This window comes from Chordicoccus furentiruminis (assembly GCF_019355395.1).
GTDB lineage: Bacteria > Bacillota > Clostridia > Lachnospirales > Lachnospiraceae > Chordicoccus > Chordicoccus furentiruminis.
In genome coordinates, this window is record NZ_CP048829.1 from 2619927 (window position 1) to 2641811 (window position 21885).

The 21885-nt window shown below is 52.8% G+C and carries 23 protein-coding genes; 21 read left to right on the forward strand and 2 right to left on the reverse strand.

Annotation, left to right across the window (positions count from 1 at the left end):
• Nucleotides 1–2: 2 nt before the first annotated feature.
• Both G4C92_RS11950 and G4C92_RS11955 read left to right on the forward strand, forming a co-directional pair.
• Entirely contained in the window at nucleotides 3–692 is a 690-nt protein-coding gene (locus tag G4C92_RS11950; RefSeq protein ID WP_274940060.1) for a response regulator transcription factor, read from the forward strand.
• A 131-nt stretch (nucleotides 693–823) separates the two neighbouring features.
• Nucleotides 824–1477, forward strand: a complete 654-nt coding sequence (locus tag G4C92_RS11955; protein WP_274940061.1) for a hypothetical protein — start codon at nucleotides 824–826, stop codon at nucleotides 1475–1477.
• Here the strand turns inward: G4C92_RS11955 and G4C92_RS11960 are convergent.
• Nucleotides 1410–2825 (reverse strand): ISL3 family transposase, encoded by a 1416-nt coding sequence (locus G4C92_RS11960; RefSeq protein ID WP_274940062.1) that lies wholly within the window; start codon nucleotides 2823–2825, stop codon nucleotides 1410–1412. The genes G4C92_RS11955 and G4C92_RS11960 overlap by 68 nt on opposite strands.
• A 344-nt stretch (nucleotides 2826–3169) precedes the next feature.
• Between G4C92_RS11960 and G4C92_RS11965 the strand changes: the two genes are divergently transcribed.
• The 11 genes from G4C92_RS11965 (at nucleotide 3170) to G4C92_RS12015 (ending at nucleotide 13643) form a co-directional block, all read left to right on the forward strand.
• On the forward strand, nucleotides 3170–3481 hold the full coding sequence (locus G4C92_RS11965; protein WP_274940063.1) for a TetR-like C-terminal domain-containing protein: 312 nt from the start codon (nucleotides 3170–3172) through the stop codon (nucleotides 3479–3481).
• Between the two features lie 655 nt (nucleotides 3482–4136).
• A complete protein-coding gene (locus G4C92_RS11970; protein ID WP_274940064.1) occupies nucleotides 4137–4874 on the forward strand; it encodes an amino acid ABC transporter ATP-binding protein in 738 nt (245 codons plus the stop codon).
• 60 nt (nucleotides 4875–4934) lie between these two features.
• Complete coding sequence (locus G4C92_RS11975) at nucleotides 4935–5822, forward strand: transporter substrate-binding domain-containing protein (protein WP_274940065.1); 888 nt, start codon at nucleotides 4935–4937, stop codon at nucleotides 5820–5822.
• A 235-nt stretch (nucleotides 5823–6057) separates the two neighbouring features.
• Nucleotides 6058–6771, forward strand: a complete 714-nt coding sequence (locus tag G4C92_RS11980) for an amino acid ABC transporter permease (RefSeq protein ID WP_274940066.1) — start codon at nucleotides 6058–6060, stop codon at nucleotides 6769–6771.
• Between the two features lie 58 nt (nucleotides 6772–6829).
• Entirely contained in the window at nucleotides 6830–7570 is a 741-nt protein-coding gene (locus tag G4C92_RS11985) for an amino acid ABC transporter permease (protein ID WP_274940067.1), read from the forward strand.
• A gap of 176 nt (nucleotides 7571–7746) precedes the next feature.
• Nucleotides 7747–8352: a cytidylate kinase-like family protein gene (locus G4C92_RS11990; protein ID WP_274940068.1), complete on the forward strand. Its 606-nt coding sequence runs from the start codon at nucleotides 7747–7749 to the stop codon at nucleotides 8350–8352.
• Nucleotides 8353–8439: 87 nt separating this feature from the next.
• Complete coding sequence (locus G4C92_RS11995; protein WP_274940069.1) at nucleotides 8440–9777, forward strand: circularly permuted type 2 ATP-grasp protein; 1338 nt, start codon at nucleotides 8440–8442, stop codon at nucleotides 9775–9777.
• A gap of 72 nt (nucleotides 9778–9849) precedes the next feature.
• Complete coding sequence (locus G4C92_RS12000) at nucleotides 9850–10725, forward strand: alpha-E domain-containing protein (protein ID WP_274940070.1); 876 nt, start codon at nucleotides 9850–9852, stop codon at nucleotides 10723–10725.
• 79 nt (nucleotides 10726–10804) lie between these two features.
• Nucleotides 10805–11614 (forward strand): transglutaminase family protein, encoded by an 810-nt coding sequence (locus G4C92_RS12005; protein ID WP_274940071.1) that lies wholly within the window; start codon nucleotides 10805–10807, stop codon nucleotides 11612–11614.
• A gap of 135 nt (nucleotides 11615–11749) precedes the next feature.
• The gene (locus G4C92_RS12010; protein WP_274940072.1) at nucleotides 11750–12682 is read left to right on the forward strand and encodes a M14 family metallopeptidase; all 933 of its coding nucleotides are present in this window, start codon (nucleotides 11750–11752) and stop codon (nucleotides 12680–12682) included.
• A gap of 13 nt (nucleotides 12683–12695) precedes the next feature.
• Complete coding sequence (locus G4C92_RS12015) at nucleotides 12696–13643, forward strand: M14 family metallopeptidase (RefSeq protein WP_274940073.1); 948 nt, start codon at nucleotides 12696–12698, stop codon at nucleotides 13641–13643.
• A gap of 280 nt (nucleotides 13644–13923) precedes the next feature.
• On the opposite strand, the gene G4C92_RS12020 is transcribed toward G4C92_RS12015, so the two are convergent.
• Nucleotides 13924–14832, reverse strand: a complete 909-nt coding sequence (locus G4C92_RS12020; RefSeq protein ID WP_274940074.1) for a DMT family transporter — start codon at nucleotides 14830–14832, stop codon at nucleotides 13924–13926.
• A 467-nt stretch (nucleotides 14833–15299) separates the two neighbouring features.
• On the opposite strand from G4C92_RS12020, the gene G4C92_RS12025 reads away from it, so the two are divergent.
• From G4C92_RS12025 to G4C92_RS12060, 8 genes are all read left to right on the forward strand, one after another.
• Nucleotides 15300–16502 (forward strand): ABC transporter substrate-binding protein, encoded by a 1203-nt coding sequence (locus G4C92_RS12025; RefSeq protein WP_274940075.1) that lies wholly within the window; start codon nucleotides 15300–15302, stop codon nucleotides 16500–16502.
• Nucleotides 16503–16684: 182 nt separating this feature from the next.
• The gene (locus G4C92_RS12030; RefSeq protein WP_274940076.1) at nucleotides 16685–17572 is read left to right on the forward strand and encodes a branched-chain amino acid ABC transporter permease; all 888 of its coding nucleotides are present in this window, start codon (nucleotides 16685–16687) and stop codon (nucleotides 17570–17572) included.
• A 13-nt stretch (nucleotides 17573–17585) separates the two neighbouring features.
• Nucleotides 17586–18629 carry a branched-chain amino acid ABC transporter permease gene (locus tag G4C92_RS12035; RefSeq protein WP_274940077.1) on the forward strand — a complete coding sequence of 348 codons (1044 nt, stop codon included), beginning with the start codon at nucleotides 17586–17588 and terminating at the stop codon, nucleotides 18627–18629.
• A 23-nt stretch (nucleotides 18630–18652) separates the two neighbouring features.
• The gene (locus G4C92_RS12040; protein ID WP_408611777.1) at nucleotides 18653–19519 is read left to right on the forward strand and encodes an ABC transporter ATP-binding protein; all 867 of its coding nucleotides are present in this window, start codon (nucleotides 18653–18655) and stop codon (nucleotides 19517–19519) included.
• A gap of 16 nt (nucleotides 19520–19535) precedes the next feature.
• Nucleotides 19536–20240: an ABC transporter ATP-binding protein gene (locus tag G4C92_RS12045; protein WP_274940079.1), complete on the forward strand. Its 705-nt coding sequence runs from the start codon at nucleotides 19536–19538 to the stop codon at nucleotides 20238–20240.
• 124 nt (nucleotides 20241–20364) lie between these two features.
• Complete coding sequence (locus G4C92_RS12050; RefSeq protein ID WP_274940080.1) at nucleotides 20365–21006, forward strand: cytidylate kinase-like family protein; 642 nt, start codon at nucleotides 20365–20367, stop codon at nucleotides 21004–21006.
• Nucleotides 21007–21279: 273 nt separating this feature from the next.
• Complete coding sequence (locus G4C92_RS12055) at nucleotides 21280–21615, forward strand: ArsR/SmtB family transcription factor (protein ID WP_274940081.1); 336 nt, start codon at nucleotides 21280–21282, stop codon at nucleotides 21613–21615.
• Between the two features lie 49 nt (nucleotides 21616–21664).
• Nucleotides 21665–21880 (forward strand): cation transporter, encoded by a 216-nt coding sequence (locus G4C92_RS12060; protein ID WP_274940082.1) that lies wholly within the window; start codon nucleotides 21665–21667, stop codon nucleotides 21878–21880.
• Nucleotides 21881–21885: the final 5 nt, after the last annotated feature.

The window sequence follows — 21885 nt, forward strand, 5'->3', positions numbered from 1 at the left end:
GAATGGCGAAAAAAGTACTGGTGGTGGACGATGAGAAGCTGATTGTGAAGGGAATCCGCTTCAGCCTGGAGCAGGACGACTATGAGGTTTCCTGTGCCTATGACGGAGAGGAAGCGCTGCAGATGGCCAAGGAGACGGAATATGATATCATTCTGCTCGACCTGATGCTCCCGAAGCTTTCCGGACTGGAGGTCTGCCAGCAGATCCGGGGATTCTCGAACGTGCCGATCATCATGCTGACGGCCAAGGGCGAGGACATGGATAAGATCATGGGACTCGAGTACGGAGCGGATGACTATATCACCAAACCGTTCAATATCCTCGAGGTCAAGGCCAGAATCAAGGCGATTCTCCGCCGTGTTTCCAAGCCGGCGCAGAAGGAGGAGCAGCCGAAGCAGATTGAGGTGGCCGGACTCAAGATGGACTGCGAGGCCCGCCGGGTCTATGTGAACGGGAAGGAGATCAACCTGACGGCAAAGGAGTTCGATGTGCTTGAGCTTCTGGTCTTCAATCCCAACAAGGTCTACAGCCGCGAGAACCTTCTCAACATCGTCTGGGGCTATGAGTATCCGGGTGATGTCCGTACAGTGGATGTCCATATCCGCCGTCTCCGCGAGAAAATCGAGGAGAATCCCAGCGAGCCGAAATATGTGCACACAAAATGGGGCGTCGGCTACTACTTCTCTCACTAAGAAAACCAGAAAAGCCGCATAAACACTGAATTTCTTACAAAAAATAACCGTGAAAATGGCCAAAACTTTCTCAAAACTTTCTCAGACAGAAAGTCGGTGCATCTAACAACTTTTCAGAAAGGGAAAGGGCCATGGAAAATCTGGAAAAAACAAGGTATCAGGGGATTTATTACAAGCGCGAAACGGATCAGTACATCGTCAGTCTCTGCTTCAAACGTGAGAAAGTTTTTGACGTGAAGAAGAATCGATATGTAATGAAGCAGAGGAAAGAGCGCCGGACAGCGGGTTCTCTGAAAGAAGCACTTGCCATTAAGCGGGAACATGAGACCGCGAAGACAGAAGGTTTGCTGGAAGGTCATCACAGTGAAGTGACCTTCCAGGAATCTGTCGAGGATTATATCAAACATAACACAATCGAATCGAGCCGGATGTGGTCCATGTCTTATGAGATGAGGCAGTGGACCCACGCGACGCGGGTGAGAGGCTTCCTGATTGATCAGAAGATGGAAGACAAGCCCGTGAGAAAGTGGACAACATCCCTGGTCGAAGATCTTTTTTTCTGGTCGACGGCAGAGCATACGGTTATGGTACCGGTGCATCAGCCTGACGGATCATATACCCCGGAACTGAAAAAATTTGATAAGGTCGGCTATGTCACGCTTGAGAAGACAAAGTCTTTTCTTGAGGGATGGAATAAGTATCTGCTGAAAAATTGCCTCAATCACTTTTCCTATGGGATTTGGGGTTCCGGACCACCTCAGCCCGGCTTAAGTCAAAGAGCTTGAGGAAGAAGTAGTCATCATCCGGGTATCCATATCCCTGACGCCGAAGCGTCTTAATCTTGTTGTTGATGCCCTCGATTTTGCCAGAGGACATGTCGTAAGTTGCATGGGCAATAATGCCTTCGAAGTGTTTGGACAGTAGTCTGTGGAACCACATGAGATGGACATTCCCAGTCTCTTCGCAGAGGTCCATGACTTTTTCAATGTCCTTCATCATCAAAGTTTCGTCCACACGGCTGTAAGCCAGAGTCAGAGTTTCTTTGATGAGATCACAGGTGAACAGGAGCTTGTTCTCTTTGAGCAGGTCATCGTAGCGGGCTTCATACCCCTCCTTGCGCCTGTACTCTTCCTTGCAGAACATCTCGCTGCCCTTGGAGATAACCTTGCCATCACGTGCCTCCTGGTCCTTCTTCCGAAGGGTCTTTCTTGAGGACGTGAGGATATACTTTGACCGTTTCAGCTGGCGTGCGCCTTCGAAGTTGCCCTCATCGTAAAGCCTGCGCTGTTCGTCCTTCCGGATCTCGCTGACCACCTTATCGTTGAAGTTCTTAACGATGTGGAAGTAGTCAAAGACCGGCTGGATATGAGGGCACTTTTCCTCGAAGGCTTCCTGGAAATCGGAGTTCATGTCACAGGCAACCGCCTCGACATTGTCCATCCATTCCAGACCGATATGCTTGATGAAGTCATACACGACCTGCTTTTTCTTGCCGTGCGAGATCCAGAGGATATGCCCGGTAAGCATGTCGATGATGTGAGTGGCATAGCGGTGTCCGTCGTGCAGCTTGAACTCATCAATGCCGAGGAAACGCGTCGTTTGCTCAGGTTTTATCAGTGTTTGGCCATCAATGGTGTATTTATCCTGAAGCCGTTTCAGATCGATCGCCTTTACTGTATTCTTGCCAAGTCCGGTGATCTCAGACACCTGCTTCAGCGTATAAGTCCCTGTAGCGAGAAGGTCCTTCGTGTATTGCAGAAGTTCCTTTGTGATCCGATGATGATCGGCCATGAAAGGAACAGACTGCATCACGGTTGCGCCGCAGTGAGGACATTCCAGCTGATTGCGTCTGAATGAAAGGTAGCCAAAACTTCCTCCGACATTCAGGTGCTGCACAGCAATAGGATGCCCGCCATGAACATGCATCTTTTTGCCGCACTTCGGGCAGATGCGATCAGAATCCTGTATGTCCAGGGTTCCCTCATAACGGTAGGCAGTACGGCCGGACCTGGTAGTCTCAACCGTCGTTTTGGTGTTGTAGAAGCTGGTCATGGAGGAAGGAACCATGAGGAAATTTCCGGTAAAAGCGGAAAAAGACAGTTGCCCGTTTGCGTCAGTCCGAGTACAATTCATGCAGAGGATCTCCCTTCTGTTTGGGTTGTTACATCCGCCAAGATGCAACTCGAATAGTACAGGAAGATCCTTTTTTATGCAATTGTTTTATGGTCCCGGCAGCGCCTCGCCTGTTCCGAGGAGCAGAACCAGAGGCATGATCCCAGCCGCCGAAGGGGATCCTTGACAGGGTTCTCAGGAAACGTTACACTTCCGAGCCCGACGGCGATGGAGTCTGGAGCCTGTCCCTGAGTTCTTCGCCGTCGGCATAGACCGGACAACGTTTCCTGAGGTTCATGTCAAGGACGGCGTCCGTTGAAACTATTAACCGGGGAGAGCGCTCACATGTTCACCCCACACCAAAAATGATTGACCCATACTATATACAGAATCGGGCATACATTCTCAATGCGCTGAAAAACACAGATGGACCGGACTGTTTTGCCGACAGCATGGTAAGACTGAATGCCGAAGCACTTTCAGGGGGCATTCAGAGAAGATCCGGAGGAGAAGAGCTTCCGGCGATGCTGGGGTATTACATCCGGATCTACTGCTACGGGACCGGAAAACTTCTGGAAGCCTGGCTTATGGGCGAGGAGAAGCTGACGAAGGAAGAATTCACGGAGATTCTTTGGAAAAGCGTACCGGATCCGCTGAAGCCGTATCTTGGGCTCTGAGGAGAAGTTTCCAATATAAAGATATCCTCCATAAAACACCACTGATCATCCGGGATAAGGTCAGTACACTATTATTATGACGCAAGTGCAAAAGTCATTGGCCGTGTGCGCCCCAGCACATAAGGCTATATGACTTATTGGCATGCCAGACACCCGAATTCTCAACGCAGGCAATGGCATGATGCAGGCGTGACGGAATATATGGCGTCCGGAAACGATAATACAGATAGAAATTATGACCGATACAGAAAATCAGCAATCATTACGGAAACACGCAGGCATCTGTAAATATTTTTAAAGAGAAGGCAGATTGTTCTCACATTAATACTTGAAAAACAGAATTATTCGTATATAATGTCTTTATGAGGAAAATAATTATGAACGCGATAACGATCTGCCATAATTATTATCCAACACCATAAAAGACAAAGGCGTCGTGGAAGCTTAGCTCTTCTGCGGCGCCTTTTTCTTACCTCAAGTGTACTGATTTGTGTTTCAACATCTCCTGCCTGCTTCCGGATCCCTCGCCAACGCCGGAAGCAGGACAGACAGGAGAGGATGAGGCTTTCGTAAGGCCGGAGACATCCGGGACCTGACGGAAAGCCGGGCGGAATAAGACGGACCTGGAGCCGGAAGAGAGAAAAGGGTGTTTGCTATGAGCGATGCAGCGATCAGAATGGAGAAGGTGAATAAGAACTTCGGCGATCTTCATGTGCTGAAGGACGTGGATCTCCAGGTAAAAAAAGGCGAAAAACTGGTCATCATCGGACCCTCCGGATCAGGCAAGTCCACGACCGTCCGCTGCATGAATTTCCTGGAGAAGCCGACCAGCGGCAATGTCTTTATCAATGGTCAGCTTATGACTGAAAAGAACTGCAGAAAGATCATCCGGGAGAATATTTCCATGGTATTTCAGCAGTTTAATCTTTATCCGCATCTGACGGTCCTGAAGAACCTGACTCTGGCTCCCATCAAGCTTCACGGCATGAGCAAGGAGCAGGCGGAAGAGACCGCTTACCACTATCTGGATGTGGTCGGGCTGCGCGAGAAGGCTGATGTCTATCCGATCGCCCTTTCAGGAGGGCAGCAGCAGAGAATAGCCATAGCACGGGCTCTCTGCGTTAAGACTCCGATCATTCTTTTCGACGAGCCGACCAGTGCACTGGATCCGGAGACGATCCAGGAAGTTCTGGACGTGATGGTCCGACTGGCAAAGGAGGACAACATCACCATGGTTGTTGTGACGCATGAAATGGGATTCGCCAGGCAGGTCGCCGACCGGATCGTTTTCATGGAGGATGGACGCATCATAGAGGAAGGAACGCCGGAGCATTTCTTCACCCATCCTGATAGCCCAAGAGTGCAGGAGTTTTTGGGCAAGATCATCCGCTGAGGCGGACGAAAAAACAGTCCGCGGCAGACGCCGCGGGGGATAGAAAAGGAGGAGAAGGTTATGAGAAAGTATGTCGGAAAAACAATGGCAAAGCGTACACTTGGCATGGCTGCGGCAGTCTGCATGGCTATGAGTATGCTGGCAGTCCCGGTTATGGCAGGCGAGACCGAGGCAGGAACCGAAGCGGAAGCGGTGATCGGGCCGGATACCCAGAAGATCATTGACTCAGGCAAGCTGAGGGTAGGCGTCAAGAACGCTGTCAAGGGATTCGGTTTCCAGGATACCATCACGGGCGAATATTCCGGAATGGAGATCTCGATCGCCGAGGATATCGCAAAAGATCTGGGCGTCGAGCCGGAATTCACCACCGTTACGGCAGCTACCAGGACCGAACTTCTCGACTCCGGCGACATAGACTGCGTGCTTGCCACATTCACCATCACAGATGAAAGAAAGAAGAGCTGGGATTTCACCACTCCTTACTATGAGGACCATGTCGGCGTCCTGGTCGAGAAAGAGTCCGGAATCACGGAACTCAAGGATCTGGTCGGCAAGACAGTCGGCGTTTCTTCCGGGTCCACTTCAGCGGCTTCTCTGCTTCAGGCTATGGTCGACAACGGAGTGATCGATGCAAGTGAATATGATGCAGCGTCCTTCGATCCGGCAACGTGGAAAGGCGACGTCACCTTCCGTCAGTATGACGACTATCCAACCATCTCCACCGCTCTGACGGCAGGAGAGGTTGACGCATTCTGCGTCGATAAGTCCATCCTGGCTATCTATCATACAGACGACCGTGACTACATCAAGGAAGAGTTCGCTCCTCAGGATTATGGTATCGCCACCACGAAGGACTCCGATTTCTCCGCTTACTGCGAAGCTGAGATCCAGAAGTTCCTGAAGGACGGCACAATCGATGACCTGATCAAGGAGAACAACCTCGACTGATCTGTGCTGAAGGGCGGCGGGAACTTTCTGCACCCCGGCGCAGGATAAGCCATATGGAGCGATAGGGACGGTACGCAGGGACGGGTACGGCATCAGGCTGAGTACCTGCCCCTGCTGACGATTCATCTCCGGCGGATGCCGCGGACGCGCAGATGAAGGGCGCCTTTTGCCGCGCGTGCCGGCGCAATTTTGCCGAAGCGGAATTGATGAGAGATTCAAGGAAGGAGCGGCAGATATGGGAGGACTTTTTTCAGCCTATGCATGGTCTAAGGTCTGGGGATTCCGCATGGGATTTCTGACGGGACTTGGCAATACTCTGATAACTTCTGCTGCCGGCATCCTGCTGGCTCTGACCCTGGGACTTGTCTTCGGCCTTATGGAAACAGGCCGGATCAAAGTGCTGAGAGCGATCGCAAGAGTTTATGTCGAGTTCATCCAGAACACACCGATCCTGCTGCAGATGTGCTTTATCTACTACGCGCTTGCTTTTTCGGGCAATTCGATCGGCATCGTTCCGACCGGTATCGTCGCTCTGGGAATCTACCACGGAGCCTACATGGCGGAAGTTTTCCATGCAGGCATCGGCTCCATCCCCAGGGGGCAGTTTGAGGCTGCCCAGTCTCAAGGTTTTACCTACATGGAAAGCATGCGTTATGTCATCCTCCCGCAGACCATCAAGATCATCCTGCCTCCTATGGTGAACCAGATCGTCAATCTGTTCAAAAATACTTCCTGTCTTTACATCGTCGGAGGCATGGACCTTATCTCCGTCACCTACAGCTTCGTCACCGGAGAGAAGACAGGAGGAGCTTACACACCGGCATATCTTCTCTGTGCCGCATTGTTCTTCCTTATGTGCTATCCCCTTTCAAAGCTGGCGACCAGCTGGGAGATGAGACTGAAGAAGAAAGAGATGGCGGCTGCTGCGGCCGCAGTGAAAACTGCGTGATCTGTGCAGTGCTCAAGGGCGGCGCGGGTCTCGTTGAAAAGATTCAGGAGCGGGAAGTATGAAAGAATTTCAGGGCAGTCTGTCTATACTGAAAAATGTAAATATCCTTCTCTATCTGATGAAGGGAGTTGCATTTACCCTCATCATATCGGTAGTGGCGGTCCTGATCGGACTTGTCTTCGGCTATATCCTGGCAATCGTCCGCAACTACTGCAGGCATGGAAAGTATGCCATATTAAGCAGACTCGCATCGATATATATCGAAGTGTTCAGGAACACCCCGCTGCTGCTGTGGATCTTTGTCTGCCTGGTATTTGTGAAGACGCCGTCGCACTTCAAGTTTCCCCTCATGGGACTTTCCAGTGTGGAGATCGGACTGCTTTTCAAGGGAATCGTCGCGCTCACCTTCTTCGAATCGTCTAACATAGCCGAGATCGTCAGAGGAGGTCTGAACGCAATCCCCAAAGGACAGTTCGAGGCAGGATATTCGCAGGGATTTTCCTCTGCGGCAGTCATGGTCCATATCATTCTTCCCCAGGTCTATCACAAGATCGTTCCGACACTGCTAGGCCAGGTGATCACTACCATCAAAGACTCGTCTTACATCGCCAACATAGCCGTGATCGAACTGATGGCCAGGACCAGACAGGTTCTGTCTGGCGCCTGGCAGTACAATGGACTGGGCCAGGTCAATGTAACAGACGTCTTTGTTCTGTTCGGATTTGCCTTTCTGGTCTACTTTGTCATCGATTTCACCCTGTCGATGATCGTAAGACGGACGCAGAAGAAGATTGCCTGAGGACCGGGCTTTCCGGGGAAAAGGCGCCATGCCGGGAAACACAGGAAGGGCAAAAAGAGCGGCTGCCGGATCATCCTGGAGAAGAAGGAAAGAGCGGCTGCCGGATCATCCTGGAGAAGAAGGAAAAAGCGGCTGCCGGATCATCCTGAGGCAGATGGATAAAGCGGAGGTTTCTTATGCCGGAGCATTATGTGATCACCATATCAAGGCAGTTCGGAAGTCTGGGAAGACCGATCGCCCAGAAGGCTGCTCAGATGCTGGGCATCTATTTCATGGACAGAGATATCGTAGAGGAGACTTCCAGGCGGATGGGACTCCTTGCTTCTGAGATCGGAGACAGGGAGGAGAGCGCGAGGAATGCATACTATTATATGAAATTTCCGCTGGGGATCGCTCCCCAGTCCATCGAGGACGAGATCTTTTCTGTCCAGAGCAGCATCATCCGCGACTGCGCCGCAAAGCAGAACTGCATAATAGTCGGCCGCTGCGCGGAATATGTACTGAGGGAGAAGAAAAGAAGGCTGTCATTCTACATACGTGCTTCCTATGAGTCGAGACTGAACAACTGCGTGGAGCAGCTGCATCTGAAAAGCAGCGATGCTCAGCGGATGATCCATGATGTTGATCTGGCAAGAGCCAGATACCGGAGAAGATATGTGAAGAATCTGGAAGGGATCTCCGAATATACGGACTGTGACATCGTTCTGGACAGCGGCAGGTTAGGGGTGGACAAGACAGCAGAGCTGATCGTGTCCTCAGCCAGGGCAGTGCTGGGTATATGAGACCTGAGAACTTCGGGGAAAATAAGGGAAAATGAAAACATCCGGATGAATTATCGGTCCGGATACAGATAAAGTCAGGAGAGTTTTATGAATTCAGGTGAGAAGGAGAATTTCCGCAGCAATCTCGGGCAGCACAGCCGGAAGATCAATCAGCTGCTTGCCCGCTACGGGGTCAAGTTCGGCATCTACAAGAACGGGACATTCAGGGAGCAGCTATTTCCTTTTGACCCCATTCCCAGAGTGATCGAGAAGGATGAATTCGCGGTCCTGGAGAAGGGTCTTAAACAGAGGGTCATGGCTCTGAATCTGTTCCTCAAGGATATCTATACGGACAGGAAGATCCTGAAGGACGGGATCATCCCGGAAGAGTTTGTCTTTGCCGGAAGCGGTTTTCTTTCACAGTGCGACGGCTTCACTCCTCTTAAGGGAATCTACTCGCATATCTCCGGGATCGATCTGGTCAAAGGCAAGGACGGACAGTGGTATATCCTGGAGGACAATCTGAGGATCCCGTCCGGAGCGTCCTATCCTATGATCGCCAGAGAACTCATGAGAAAGGCGACGCCACAGACATTCGAAAAGATACATATCGACGATAATCGAAATTATGCCAGCCTGCTCAAATTGACGATGGACTATGTTAATCCGGGAGGCCTGAATGTCATTCTTACTCCCGGGCGGTTCAATGCGGCTTATTTCGAACATTCATATCTGGCGGAAAAGATCGGCGCCCATCTGACAGACGGCAGTGATCTCTTTGTAGAGCGAGACGGCCTTTTTTTCCGCGATTATAAGGGCAACCGCGAGAGGGTCGGGGCTGTCTACAGAAGGATCTCGGATGAATATCTGGATCCGATGAACTTCAATCCGGAATCCGTGATCGGAATACCTCATATATTCGACGTCTACCGCAAGGGCGGCCTGGCTCTGCTCAACGCGCCGGGAAACGGAGTTGCCGACGACAAGGGAATCTACTATTTTGTACCTGAGATGATAAAGTACTATCTGGACGAAGAAGCCATCATCCCCAACGCTCCGACTTATCTGGTCTATTATGAGAAAGACCGCGACTATGTTCTGGAGAACTTCGACAGACTTGTGATCAAGGACGTGGCGGAAGCAGGGGGCTATGGTGTTTTCTTCGGCAAGGATATGGATGCCGAGAAAAAAGAACAGTTCAAGGAGCTGATCCGCAAAGAGCCCAGAAGATTTATCGCTCAGGAAGTGATAGATTTCCAGAATCTGGACCTGTACGATCAGGGCAGTATCGTATCGAGAAAAGCCGATCTGAGAGCCTTTGTGCTGATGAAAGATGAGCCGGTCGTATGGAAGAGCGGGCTTACCAGATTCACCAGGAATCCGGATTCCTTTGTGGTCAACTCCTCTCAGGGGGGAGGTTTCAAAGATACCTGGGTGCTGGCATGAGAGTGGAGCCGGAACATGGAACTTTGCAGCTGCCGGGTAAGTGACGTATGACAGAAGCAGGCAGCTATGTGAATGAAGGCCGCCAGAGAAGGCAGCCATGTGAATGAAGGCCGCCAGAGAAGGCAGCCATGTGAATACACGGCCGCCAGAGAAGGCAGCCATGCGAATGCAGGCCGCCAGAGAAGGCAGCCATGCGAATACACGGCCGCGCAGGCGGAGGATATGTCCCTCCGGGACAGGGAAGGGAAAGGTATTATGGAAAAATACGGACTTTCCAGAACACATACGGATGAACTCTACTGGCTGGGCAGATATACGGAAAGAGTCTACACCTCTCTCGATCTTTTCGCGTCGGTGTTCGACGAGATGATCGACGGAGACCCGGCTGCCTACAAGGCCATGCTGAGGAATCTGGAGATCACGGATATCTATACGGACAAGAGGGATTTCAACCGGCGCTACTGTTTTGACAAGAGCAATCCGGATTCGATCCGCTACAGTCTGGAGAGAGGGTTTGACAATGCAGTGATCCTGCGGGAGGTGATCGGTTCTGCCAGCCTGTCCTATATCCAGGTAGCCTTCTACGAGATGGACACTGCGGAAAAAAGCGAGAGCCCGATGATAGACCTGCAGGGGGTCCAGGACCGTATCGTTGCTTTCTGGGGCATGACGGATGACGTGATCCTGGACGAGAGAGTGAGGAATTTGCTCAAGGTAGGCAAGATCGTCGAACGGATCGACCTCTACAGCCGGATGAATAAGGATATGTGGCGGATCGCACGGGAAGTCGAGCGCCTTCAGGGAAGGATAGACAAGAGCGAGATCAATTATGACGGAAAGCGTCTGCAGAGGCTGTATGACCTTTCCCACGGAAAAAGCGAGCCGGGAAGTCTGCCTTCCTTCGAAGCTTACCAGATGATCGTGGAGAATATCGAAAGCCTGATCTGATGATTCAGGGGCTCCAGGGTCATCGATAGTGTGGCATCCGCAGACAGGCGGCCATGAATATCATAATGAGGAGGCTGTCGTGAAGTCACTGCGTTTTACTTACCATATGGAGCTGCGTTTTTCACAGCCCGTCACAGACCATCACTTTGATTTTCGCTGTCTTCCGCAATCGGATGACTATCAGACGATCACCAATATGCAGACCGACATAGAACCGACCGACTGGACATCGACCGGGGTCGATTCGTTCGGCAATGAATACGTCTACGGAGTCAACGAACCTTCTCACGCAAGGCTATATATCGGTGTGTCCGGCAATGCCCAGACCGGTCTTTCGAATTCAGTCAGAGCCCCGGAGCGCTCTGACTGCGGCATCTTTCTGACGGACAGTGCTCTGACCAGGCCTGGGGCTTCGATCCTGAAGCTGGATGAGAAGCTGCTTCCGGAAGGCGGCAGCATGAAAGATGACCAGCTTCCCGCTTTTCTGTGCCACGCAGTATACCAGTACATGAACTATATGCCAGGCGTCACACACTTCGGGACGACTGCCGAGCAGGCCTGCCAGTGTCAGGCCGGGGTCTGCCAGGATTACGCCCACATCATGCTTTCCCTTCTGCGTCTTCACCATGTCCCCTGCAGATACGTCGCCGGGATCATGGTCGGGACCGGGAAAAGCCACGCCTGGGTCCAGGCCTGGCAGGATGGGAGATGGTATGGCTATGATCCGACCAACGACATACGGGTGACTGATTCTCATATCAGCTTTGCCTGCGGGCGTAACTGTATGGACACTCTGGTCAACAGGGGCGTATTCAGGGGGAGCGCCCAGCAGAAGATGTATGTGACTGCGACTGCTGTAGAAGTAGGTCTGGAATCGTATTTTTCCTGAACTTTTATCCGGACTTTCGCCTGCATCCGGCTTTGCGGGAAAGCTGCCGCGAAGGAGAAGAAGGATTTGTGAGGTGTCTTGACTGGCAGAGGAGCCGCGGATGCGGCGCCTGGCGAAGGAAAACAGGGAGAGCTTATGATCGAGCATGTAGCGTCCGTCGAGCTTCCGGTGGACGAAAAACTGAAGATTGAAAAGTACAGATGGACCCCTCAGCCCGGAAGGGACGGAGGGAAGCGTTTTTCGGTCGTCACAGGGATCCATGGGGACGAGCTGGAGGGCCAGTACGTCTGCTACGAAGTCGGCAGGACGATTCGGGAACACCCGGAATTTCTGAAGGGAACGGTCGATATCTATCCTGCCATGAATCCGTTCGGGATCGACTCCATGATGAGAGGGATCCCGGCTTTTGATCTGGACATGAACCGTATCTTTCCCGGCCAGATCAATGGCGATATGAACGAATACATTGCATCTTTGATCATGCAGGATGTCGCCGGCAGCGATATGGTCCTGGATATCCACGCCAGCAACGCTTATCTGACCGAAGTGCCGCAGATCAGGATCAATACCATTCACAAAGAGAGGCTCCTGCCCTATGCCAGATCGACGAATGTAGATCTGATCTGGGTGCATTCCAACGCGACAGTACTGGAATCAACATTTGCCTACAGCCTGAACAGCATCGGAACGCCTGTCCTGGTCATCGAGATGGGGATAGGTATGCGGATCACCAGGAGTATCGGCGACCAGGTGACATGCGGGATCTTCCACCTTATGCATGAGATGGGCATCTGGGAGAAAGATCCCGGACCCTGCAAGGATCCTGTCATATCGACAGATCCCGATGAGATATGCTATCTGAACGCCCCCAGGGGCGGCATCTACATAGCGGACGTCAGGGCAGGCGAGAACGTAGAGAAAGATCAAATCGTCGGCCGTCTGGTGAGTCCGCTTACCGGCGAGGTCTTTGAGAAAGTCAGGGCTCCTGAGACCGGCTGGATGTTTACCCAGAGAGACTATCCGCTGACGGCGGCAGGGTCGCTCATGGGCCGGATTCTGATAAGGTGACGGAGGAGACATCATGCGTGAAGAGATGGTTATGGAGCTTCCGGCGCTTTACCGGGACTCTTTCCGGATCAAGAGTTTTCTGTTCGGCGCCGGGGAGAAGTCAGTCTGCATAGTCGGCGCCCAGAGGGGCAATGAATATCAGCAGATGTATGTGTCTTCTCTTCTGGTGAGTCGCCTGAGTCAGATAGAGGAGCGGGGCGGTATCTGCACCGGAAAGCAGATCTGCGTGATCCCCTGCGTGAATCCTTATTCCATCAATGCCAAGAAACGCTTCTGGACTGCGGACAATACGGATATCAACCGCATGTATCCGGGCTACGACAGAGGGGAGACGACCCAGCGGATCGCCGCGGCTCTTTTTGACGTCGCCAAGAACTACAGGTACGGGATCCAGTTTGCTTCCTTCTATATGCCGGGGAGTTTTCTTCCTCATGTCCGCATCATGAAGACGGGGCTGGAGGATCCTGCCCTGGCCCTGAAGTTCGGCTTCCCCTATGTGGTCCTGCATAAGACCAGGCCTTTTGATACTACGACGCTTAATTACAACTGGCAGATCTGGGACACCAAGGCTTTTTCTCTCTATACGACCGAGACAAATCATATAGATCCCCAAAGCGCTGAGGAGGCGGTGGACGGAGTTCTGCGCTTTCTTCATACCAGAGGAATCCTCAAAACCCGGATCCCGGGAGGCTGCTACAGTGAGATCATAGTGACGACAGATCTGGCCAGCGTCCGCACATCACACGCAGGATTCTTTTTGCCGGCTGTTGCGGCGGGCGACCGGGTCACAGCAGGACAGAAGCTTGCCGAGATACGGGACACTTATACCTACGCACTGAAGGAAGAGCTGACGAGTCCTGTCGACGGGAGGATCTTCTTCATGCGCAACGAACCTCTGACCTATCAGGCTACGGCGGTCTTCAAGATCATCCCGCAGGGAGTCGAACTGGGCCACAGCTGAGATGAGAGCTGCGATGTCAGTTTTGGCAATCCGGATTTCGTCAGGATGTTCCAAGCGTGATCGACTGCCCGGTCAACTACACAGAGAACAGCACCCTTGGAAAAGTAAGTTATCGAGTGGATCAGACAATAAAAAGGCAGTGTTCAGTCGAAGTCTGATGAAGGGGACAGGCTTCGGAACCACTTTCTATACCTGCAGGCATGGGGAAGGGCGGCATGACCTGCATGTACCGCTGCTGTTTTCAGATCCCCATGCAGAGCATAGATGCCATGGCCGATATTCATGTCAGGAGACTGCCTGCGATCATTCCTGCTATTATGATGACGATCCCGACAAGGGCAAAGGCATCCGGCATGCTGTCTTTCAGAATGAGGATGCCCATGATGGCGGTGAAGATCACTTCTCCTGACTGGGTGGCCTCCACTACGGCCAGCTGCCTGGGATCATCTCTGACCATGTCCGTAGCGTGAAAGAAAAGGATGGTCGCGATCACTCCTGCCAGCAGGGCGACCAGGAAAGCCTGGAGGCACTGGGACGGGGCGGGAAGTCCGGCTTTTGCAAAAGAGACGATGCTGCAGACTGCCCAGAAGGGGATGCTGCAGAGGGTCATTCCGAAGATGCGCTGAGGTGTAGTCAGGCCGTCGCCTGCCGTCAGCTGCATGGTCTTGCGGTTGCCGAGAGGATAGGAGAATGTGGCGATGCCCATGGTGAGGATCAGCATAGGCCAGTCAGCCTTGACCCCGAGGCGGATGCGGGAATACTGCATGAGCAGGATCCCGGACACGATCACAAAGGAGCAGGCAAGGCTGCGGCCGGGGATCTTTTTTCCGAAAAGAGGTGTCAGAAGGACCCCGGCGACGATCGTGAACTGCCAGATGGAGGCCGTAAACCAGCTTTCTCCGTAGACAGATGCTGCCGAGAGAGGTGCATAGAAGAGGCCGAATCCGACCGTGCTCCACAGAAGCCACTTTGCAGGATCTTTGCGGATGCTGGAAAAAACCGGGGCAAAGCCATCTTTTCTGATCAGGACCAGGGCTATAAGAGGAAGAGTGAACAGATAACGCAGACAGGCTGTCCACAGAAAGTATCCGCCTCCAAGATTCATGCTCCGGATAAGGATAAAATTGAAGGCGAAGAAAAATGAGGCAAGGACGCCCATCATGAACGCCCTTATGAAGTTTTTCTGCATTGCAGGTTCCTTTCCCGGGTCCTTATTCCCGCAGCACATATGCGACCGTCTTCCAGAGGAAAAGCAGAGGGACATGGGAATGGTCCCGCGTCGTCTCTGCCGTCTGCAGGGAAAATTATAAAAAGGAAAATCATTCCTTGTCAATTCCCCGGAAGACCGCAGACAGAATATTCCGCTGAAATACTTAAAAGTTTCGAAGAATATCCAATAATCGGAAAATATAAGTAATTCCTAAAAAACCAATAAATTCAGAAAATATTACCGAAAAAAGGCTTGACAATCGAAATAATTAAAGGTATTCTGTCGTCAACAAGAGACAAGGGCGTCGGTAGCATTCACCGGCGCCCTTGTCTTGTTTCTACTCTGAAAAAGGTCCGGCGCCGGAAGGCACTGAGAAGGAGGCCGATGAAAGTGCATAAGGTCAGGGCTGAAGATCTTTGCCAGGGTTATTGAGAGGAGGATTCTATATGATCAATAAGAGATGGACCAAGGCTATGGCTTTTGCCTGCAGCACGGTGATGGCGCTGACGGCTGGTATTGCCCCCGCAGTATTCGCCGATGAAACAGAAGCAGCGGGTGATGAAGACCACGTGATCAAGGTCGGCGCCGTCTGCGCCATGACCGGAGGCTCGGCAGTCTACGGGACCGGCGCCCAGAACGCTATCGATATGGCGGTGGACGAGATCAACAGTTCCAATTCCGAATATAAGATCGAGATCGTCAACGGCGGGAAAGTAGCAGATGACGCCAAGGACGCCAAACAGGCGGTCAATGCCTACAACCTTCTGAAATCGGAGGCCCCGGAGGCTATAGTAGGATCCTTCTTCTCTGCAGTCACTATTCCCATGGCCCAGCTGGCGGCCAAGGACAATATGCTTCTGCTTGCTACCGGAGCTACCAATGTCACGGTGACCCAGTACGGACCTACCATATTCCGGAACTGCTTCATCGATCCCTTCCAGGGCAAGATGGCGGCTCAGTTCGCTCAGGAGCAGGGCTACAAGACGGCGGCTGTGATCTACGCCAAGGATGACGACTATTCCAACGGCCTGAAGGACGCTTTCATCGAGAGCGCCAAGGATGACGGCATCGACGTCGTCTACACAGGTGAGTGCACGACCACTGACACGGACTTCACCGCACAGGCTACCGAGGTCGTCGCGGCAGAACCGGACTTCGTCTTCTATCCGTGCTTCCTTGATACCGTACCGCTTCTGATCCAGCAGGTCCGCGACGCAGGATTTGAAGGAGCGATCATGGGAGGCGACGGCTGGGACGGCGCTGATACATCAGGCCTTGAAGATTACTTCACCAACTGCTACTTCACCAACCATTATTCTTCAGAGGACTCTGCACCTGCCGTTCAGGACTTCGTGACCAAGTACACGGATCTGTACGGCGCCGATACCCTGAACGCCTGCGCAGCTCTTTACTACGACGCTATGTACATGCTGGTGCAGGCTGCCGAAGACGGCGGCGGGTCTGATACCGCTTCCCTTGTCAAGGGCATGACCGGAATGCACTTCTCAGGAGTCGGCGGAAACATCTATCTGGACGAGAATGGTGATGCGATCAAACCGGTCGTAGTCAACACCTACGAAGACGGCAAGATCAAGTGGCTCGAGACCATCCAGCCGGAGGGCGGAGAAGCCGGGACCGAGGCCGAGTAACCGGAAGAGCCGGACGCAGGAAGACAATCTGCCAGGCAGCGTCCGGTGCATCTCAGGATACAGGTATCTGAAGACGCTGAAAAGTAATCCGTATAAAAAAGCATAATCATTGTCTCTCTGCCGGATGCCAAAGTCTGCCAGAGAGACATCGTTTTTCTGACTCACTGAAACGGAGGCTGCATATGTCCATTTTTCTGCAGGCACTGGTAAATGGGCTGAACCAGGGTGCCATCTACGCCTTGATCGCCCTGGGCTACACTATGGTCTACGGCATCCTGCGCATGATCAATTTTGCCCACGGTGATTTCATCATGGTAGGAGCTTATACGATCTTCTATACAGCCCCCATAATGGTAAGCTACGGCATGCCTGCCTGGATGGCGGTCCTGCTGGCGGTCGTCGTATGCGCCATCGTCGGAGTCCTGGTAGAACGCATAGCCTACAAACCAGTCAGAAACAGCGGATCGATCTCAGCTCTGATCACTGCCCTTGCCATGAGCCTTTTCCTTGAAAACCTTGCCATGGTCCTCTTCGGGCCGAACCCGAAGACCGTTCTGAAGATCTTCAGACTTCCCATGATCACGATCCTGGGAGCCAAGATCCAGGTCAAGTATCTGCTTACGCTGGGGATCGGGATAGCCATCATGGTCCTGATGAATGTCTTCGTACATGTGACCAGGATCGGCAAAGCCATGAGAGCAGTCCCTCAGGATAAAGAAGCAGCGACCATAGTCGGAATAGACGTAGACAGGATCATCACACTCACATTTGCAATAGGATGCGCGCTGGCGGCGGTGGCAGCTCTCATGTATGTCTCTACCTATCCCAGGTGCACGACCGATATGGGGTCCATGATGGGAATCAAGGCCTTCATTGCGGCAGTTCTGGGAGGAATCGGAATCATACCGGGAGCCATGCTGGGCGGCCTGATCGTTGGTCTGATCGAGATCTTCGTCAAGATCTACATAGCTCCGGGCTGGTATGAGGCGATCACTTACAGTATTCTGATCGTTGTCCTTCTGATCAAGCCTTCCGGCATTCTGGGCAAGAATACCGGAGTCAAAGTATGAGGAGGTGAGAAGAATGCCGAAAAGTGTAAAGATCAGTTCACTCATCAATCTGGCCGGGGTGTTTGCTCTTTATTTTCTCTTTATGCTGGTCTTTGAATCAGGAATATTCGGGGCGAAGACGGATTATTTCAAGGGAATCGCCACAACAGCATGCTACACGATCATCATGGTCACGTCTCTGAATCTTCTGGTCGGGATCATGGGAGAGTTTTCCCTGGGACATGCCGGTTTTATGTCTGTCGGCGCCTATGCGTCGGCAGTCTTCACAGGCACGATCGCCCAGAGCGGCATCCCTGACTTTCCCAAGTTTCTTCTTGCTCTTGTCATAGGCGGTCTTGCGGCGGCGCTCACAGGCTTTCTTGTCGGAGTCCCGGCTCTGAAGCTGAGAGGCGATTATCTCTGTATCGTCACAGTCGCATTTGCCGAGATCATCAGAGTCGCCTTCACCAATTTCAAGATCACCGGAGGCGGCCGCACCATGTCAGGCATAGCCAAGCTTTCCGACTTTTACTGGGTCTACTGGGTCACGGTCGTCTGCGTGACGCTTATGTTCCTGCTGATCCGTTCCCGCTTCGGACGGACGGTCCGGGCAATCCGCGAGGACTATATAGCGGCAGAAGCGTCGGGCGTAAATGTGACTTTCTACAAGGTAGCGACTTTCACCATATCCGCTTTCTTTGCCGGGATCGCCGGCGCCATCTACGCCCACTATATGACCGCCATGATCCCTACTTCCTTCAACTTTGCCTATTCGGCGGAGTTTCTGACAGAGGTCATCATAGGCGGGGCCGGTTCCATGACAGGGTCCATCATCGGGGCGGCATTCCTGTCAGCTTTGCCTGAGGCTATGCGCACATTTGCGAGGTACCGCATGCTGGCTTACTCAGTCGTCCTGGTCCTGGTCATGATCTTCAGGCCGGGAGGAATCTTCGGGACCTGGGAGTTCTCCCTGACAAGGCTGCTTAAGAAGATCTTCCGCATCAAGACAGGTGAAGCCGGAAGGCCTGTGAAGACACCTGACGCAGACGATCATTCAGGGAAGGGGGCGTCAGCATGACGGATATGAAGCAGACAAAGGATATCCCGACCCTGAGGGCGGTGCATCTGGGCATCAATTTCGGCGGTCTCAAGGCCGTGGACGATTTCAACATGGAGATCGGGCGGTCCGAACTGGTCGGACTGATAGGCCCGAACGGGGCCGGGAAGACCACGGTCTTCAATCTTCTTACCGGAGTCTACAAGCCCACAGAAGGAGCCTTCTACCTGAACGGGAAGAAGATGAACGGTAAGAAGACATACCAGGTAGTCGATGAAGGAATCGCAAGAACATTTCAGAACATACGTCTTTTCAAAAAGATGACGGTCCTGGAGAATGTAAAAGTGGCCATGAACAAGGACATGCAGTACTCTCCGCTTGCGTCTGTATTCCGGACGAGGAGCTACTGGAAGGAGGAGCAGGACACGGATGAGAAGGCCATGGAGCTTCTGGAGCTGGTCGGGCTCTCCGGCAAGGCTGACTATATTGCCATGAACCTGCCCTACGGCCAGCAGAGAAAGCTGGAGATCGCAAGGGCGCTGGGTACGAATATGAAACTTCTGCTGCTGGACGAGCCTGCCGCCGGCATGAACCCGGTCGAGACGGATGAGCTTCTGGATATCATCAACAGGATCCGGACCCAGTTTGGAATCTCTGTTCTTCTGATCGAGCATGATATGTCCCTGGTCATGAGAGTGTGCGAGAGGATCCAGGTCATAGACTACGGGGTCACGATCGCCGAAGGGACGCCGGAGGAGATCGCCCACAATCCCAGGGTCATAGAGGCTTATCTGGGCAAGCAGGCTGAGAAGGACGTTCTTTCCATGAAAGACGCCTCGGGGCACGTAATAGGCGGCGCCGGACGGCAGACGGAAGAAACGGAAGATGAGGCGGAAACTTCACAAGGCTGAGGCGGGAGGCGTAATTATGCTGGAAGTAAAAGATCTGGTCGTAAATTACGGCGCCGTCGAGGCGCTGAAGGGAATCAGTTTTAACATAGACAAGGGGGAGATCGTCACCCTGATCGGGGCAAACGGAGCGGGGAAGACGACGACCATGCATACGATCTCCGGGCTTGTGAAGGCAAAAAGCGGGTCCATCACCTATGACGGGACCGACCTTCTGAAAACGAGACCTTCCAGACTGGTCACCCTGGGAATAGCCCATGTACCGGAAGGGCGCCATGTATTTCCCGACATGACGGTCGATGAAAACCTGGATATGGGAGCATACAGCTGCAAGGACAAGAAAAAGGCGGAAGAGATCCGGGAAGATGTCTTTGAAAAGTTCCCCAGACTGAAGGAAAGAAGAAGGCAGCTTGCGGGAACTTTATCCGGAGGCGAGCAGCAGATGCTGGCAGTCGGCAGAGCTCTTATGGGGCAGCCGTCCATCATCCTGATGGACGAACCCTCCATGGGGCTTTCGCCCCTTCTGGTGGAAGAAGTGTTCTCGATCATCGAGGAGATCCACAAGGCCGGGATCACGGTCATGCTGAATGAGCAGAACGCCAGGATGGCCCTTGCCATAGCCGACAGGGCTTATGTGCTGGAGACCGGAAAGATCACGATCAGCGGAAAAGCCAGGGACCTTCTGCAGGATGAGCGTATCCGCAGGGCATATCTGGGGCAGTGACGGCGCTGACTGGCACCGGCGGGCACCGGCGGAGACTGCAGGCAGGATTGCGAGGCAGGCGCCTTCTCACCACTGCCGGGGGCAGCCGCCTGGGATAACAGACTTCTGGAGGGATGGAGAAAATATGGAAGAGAAACACGTAGCGATCTGTATCACAAGAACCTGCGGGGCAGGCGGAACTGAGATTGGGAAGATGATCGCGGACCAGTTCGGGATCAGTCTTTATGACCGCAGGCTTCTGCAGCTGGCTTCTGATGATTCGGGAATCAATGAAAAGCTCTTCGCGGCGGCGGATACCGATACCAGGAAGACTTTGCTTTACCGGGTCTCGAAGGCTGTCTACACCGGACAGGTGATCCCTCCCGAGAGCGGGAACTTCACCTCGGACAAGAATCTGTTCGAGTACCAGGCAAAGGTCCTCCACGGCCTGATCGAGAGGGAGAGCTTTGTCGTGCTGGGCAGGGCAGCAGACTATGTGCTTGCCGACACCGGGAGAGCGGCCGCGATCTATATCACTGCCGGTCCGGAGGCATGCCTTGCCAGAGAGAAAGAAAGACTTCAGTCCGGAACGTTCGAGGCCAGCAGAAGGATCCATGATCTCAACCGCTACAGGAGTGACTATTACCGCTATCACACCGGCAGACGCTGGAGGGATGCGAGCAATTACGATCTCTGCCTGAGAACGGACAAGCTGGGATACCAGGGGGCAGTGGACCTGATCCGCGACTATATAAAGATCCGCTTCGGGGTCACCTTCGGAGCATGAGACGCGGCCGGACCATCTGTTGCTTCCGGCAGGGAGAGGAAGGCAGAGCTATAAGAGCCGGAAACAGTGAGTTCATATGAAAAACAGTGAAGTGAGCTGAAGGCCCCGGGAAATATGCCCGCCGGTGCTGGAATGAGGCGGAAAAATGTTGTTCCGGGGTCTTGAAATATACTGAATATATGATAATATATTCATATGAGCAAAAGCTCATGATAGCGCAGGCGCCTGTATATGAACAGAAGTGGAAGAAAACAAAGAAGAAAGGAGAGGTATATGTCCCGGGTGATGTATGACGAGACGGCGATCAGCCACCTGATACTGGATGTCTCGGAGGATGAGCTGTGCGATCTGGCGGAGCTTTTCAAGGTCTTCGGGGACTCGACCAGGATAAAGATCCTCTATGACCTGATCCGGGGAGAGAAGAATGTCACGGAGATCTGCGACGATCTGGATATGAACCAGTCCGCCATCTCCCATCAGCTGAAGATCCTCAGGACGTCCAAGCTGATCGGATCCAGACGGGATGGAAAGGCCATGATCTATTTTCTGGCCGACGATCATGTAAAGACCATCATTGCGATGGGCAAGGAACATATTGAGGAAGACTGAAGGGTGATCTGACCCTAACATCAATTTAATGAAATTGGGAGGAATAGCTATGAAGAAGAAGTTCAAGTGCGAGATCGACTGTGCAAACTGTGCCGCCAAGGTGGAGGAAGCGGTCCGCAGGATCGATGGCGTCAGGGATGCCAAGGTCAATTTCATGACGCAGAAGTTTACGCTGGATGCGGATGATGACCGTTTCGAAGGGATTCTGGACGAGGCCATCAGAACAGGAAGGAAGATCGAGCCGGAATTCAGCGTGGAGAGGTAAAGCAG